Raw genomic sequence first — 2,845 nt, forward strand, 5'->3', positions numbered from 1 at the left:
GTGCCGGTTTCACCGACACTTCTTGGGGTTGTATGGTTAAGTGACTAAGCGTACATGGTGGATGCCTTGGCAGTCAGAGGCGATGAAGGACGTACTAACCTGCGATAAGCTGTGAGAAGTCGGTAAGAGACGCTATTACTCACAGATTTCCGAATGGGGAAACCCACCCAAGATAACTTGGGTATCTGTTACTGAATACATAGGTAACAGAGGCGAACCGGGAGAACTGAAACATCTAAGTACCCCGAGGAAAAGAAATCAACCGAGATTCCCTCAGTAGCGGCGAGCGAACGGGGATTAGCCCTTAAGCATCTTGGAAGTTAGTGGAACGGTCCTGGAAAGGCCGGCGATACAGGGTGATAGCCCCGTACACGAAAACAACCTTGATGTGAAATCGAGTAGGGCGGGACACGTGACATCCTGTCTGAATATGGGGGGACCATCCTCCAAGGCTAAATACTCCTGACTGACCGATAGTGAACCAGTACCGTGAGGGAAAGGCGAAAAGAACCCCTGTGAGGGGAGTGAAATAGAACCTGAAACCGTGTACGTACAAGCAGTGGGAGCCCTTCGGGGTGACTGCGTACCTTTTGTATAATGGGTCAGCGACTTACATTTTGTAGCGAGGTTAACCGTATAGGGGAGCCGTAGGGAAACCGAGTCTTAACTGGGCGTCTAGTTGCAAGGTGTAGACCCGAAACCGGGTGATCTAGCCATGGGCAGGTTGAAGGTTGAGTAACATCAACTGGAGGACCGAACCCACTAACGTTGCAAAGTTAGGGGATGACCTGTGGCTGGGGGTGAAAGGCCAATCAAACTCGGAGATAGCTGGTTCTCCCCGAAAGCTATTTAGGTAGCGCCTCGGACGAATACTACTGGGGGTAGAGCACTGTTTGGGCTAGGGGGTCATCCCGACTTACCAACCCCATGCAAACTCCGAATACCAGTAAGTAATATCCGGGAGACACACGGCGGGTGCTAACGTCCGTCGTGAAGAGGGAAACAACCCAGACCGCCGGCTAAGGTCCCAAAGTTCTGGTTAAGTGGGAAACGATGTGGGAAGGCTCAGACAGCTAGGATGTTGGCTTAGAAGCAGCCATCATTTAAAGAAAGCGTAATAGCTCACTAGTCGAGTCGGCCTGCGCGGAAGATGTAACGGGGCTCAAACCAGGCACCGAAGCCGCGGATTCACACTTATGTGTGAGTGGTAGGGGAGCGTTCTGTAAGTCTGCGAAGGTGTATCGAGAGGTATGCTGGAGATATCAGAAGTGCGAATGCTGACGTAAGTAACGATAAAGGGGGTGAAAAGCCTCCTCGCCGGAAGACCAAGGGTTCCTGTCCAACGTTAATCGGGGCAGGGTGAGTCGACCCCTAAGGTGAGGCCGAAAGGCGTAATCGATGGGAAGCAGGTTAATATTCCTGCACGACTTGTAATTGCGATGGGGGGACGGAGAAGGCTAGGTGGGCCAGGCGACGGTTGTCCTGGTGAAAGTGCGTAGGTGGTGTTTCTAGGCAAATCCGGAGACACAACACTGAGACACGAGACGAACACACTACGGTGTGGAAGCCATTGATGCCCTGCTTCCAGGAAAAGCCTCTAAGCTTCAGATTACAAGTCATCGTACCCCAAACCGACACAGGTGGTCGGGTAGAGAATACCAAGGCGCTTGAGAGAACTCGGGTGAAGGAACTAGGCAAAATAGAACCGTAACTTCGGGAGAAGGTTCGCTCCTGACAGTGAAGTCCCTTGCGGATGGAGCAGTTGGGAGTCGCAGTGACCAGATGGCTGGGACTGTTTATCAAAAACACAGCACTCTGCAAACACGAAAGTGGACGTATAGGGTGTGACACCTGCCCGGTGCCGGAAGGTTAATTGATGGGGTTAGCGCAAGCGAAGCTCTTGATCGAAGCCCCGGTAAACGGCGGCCGTAACTATAACGGTCCTAAGGTAGCGAAATTCCTTGTCGGGTAAGTTCCGACCTGCACGAATGGTGTAACCATGGCCATGCTGTCTCCACCCGAGACTCAGTGAAATCGAATTCGCCGTGAAGATGCGGTGTACCCGCGGCTAGACGGAAAGACCCCGTGAACCTTTACTACAGCTTGGCACTGAACATTGAACCTACATGTGTAGGATAGGTGGGAGGCTTTGAAGGCGTGACGCCAGTTGCGCTGGAGCCGTCCTTGAAATACCACCCTTGTATGTTTGATGTTCTAACGCAGGGCCCTGAATCGGGCTCGCGGACAGTGCCTGGTGGGTAGTTTGACTGGGGCGGTCTCCTCCCAAAGAGTAACGGAGGAGCACGAAGGTTGGCTAATCCTGGTCGGACATCAGGAGGTTAGTGCAATGGCATAAGCCAGCTTAACTGCGAGACGGACAGGTCGAGCAGGTACGAAAGTAGGTCATAGTGATCCGGTGGTTCTGAATGGAAGGGCCATCGCTCAACGGATAAAAGGTACTCCGGGGATAACAGGCTGATACCGCCCAAGAGTTCATATCGACGGCGGTGTTTGGCACCTCGATGTCGGCTCATCACATCCTGGGGCTGAAGTCGGTCCCAAGGGTATGGCTGTTCGCCATTTAAAGTGGTACGCGAGCTGGGTTCAGAACGTCGTGAGACAGTTCGGTCCCTATCTGCCGTGGGCGTTGGATGATTGAAGGGAGTTGCTCCTAGTACGAGAGGACCGGAGTGAACGAACCTCTGGTGTTCGGGTTGTCACGCCAGTGGCACTGCCCGGTAGCTAAGTTCGGAATCGATAACCGCTGAAAGCATCTAAGCGGGAAGCGAGCCCTGAGATGAGTCATCCCTGACCCCTTGAGGGTCCTAAAGGGCCGTTGGAGACC

At 53.2% G+C, this 2,845-nt stretch carries 1 rRNA gene; it reads left to right on the top strand.

The window, feature by feature from the left end:
* Positions 1 to 34 precede the first annotated feature (34 nt).
* A 23S ribosomal RNA gene (locus tag AB5Y67_RS00010) occupies positions 35 to 2,845 on the top strand; the annotation flags it as partial.

The organism is Aeromonas sp. s12, from assembly GCF_040907925.1.
Classification (GTDB): domain Bacteria; phylum Pseudomonadota; class Gammaproteobacteria; order Enterobacterales; family Aeromonadaceae; genus Aeromonas; species Aeromonas veronii.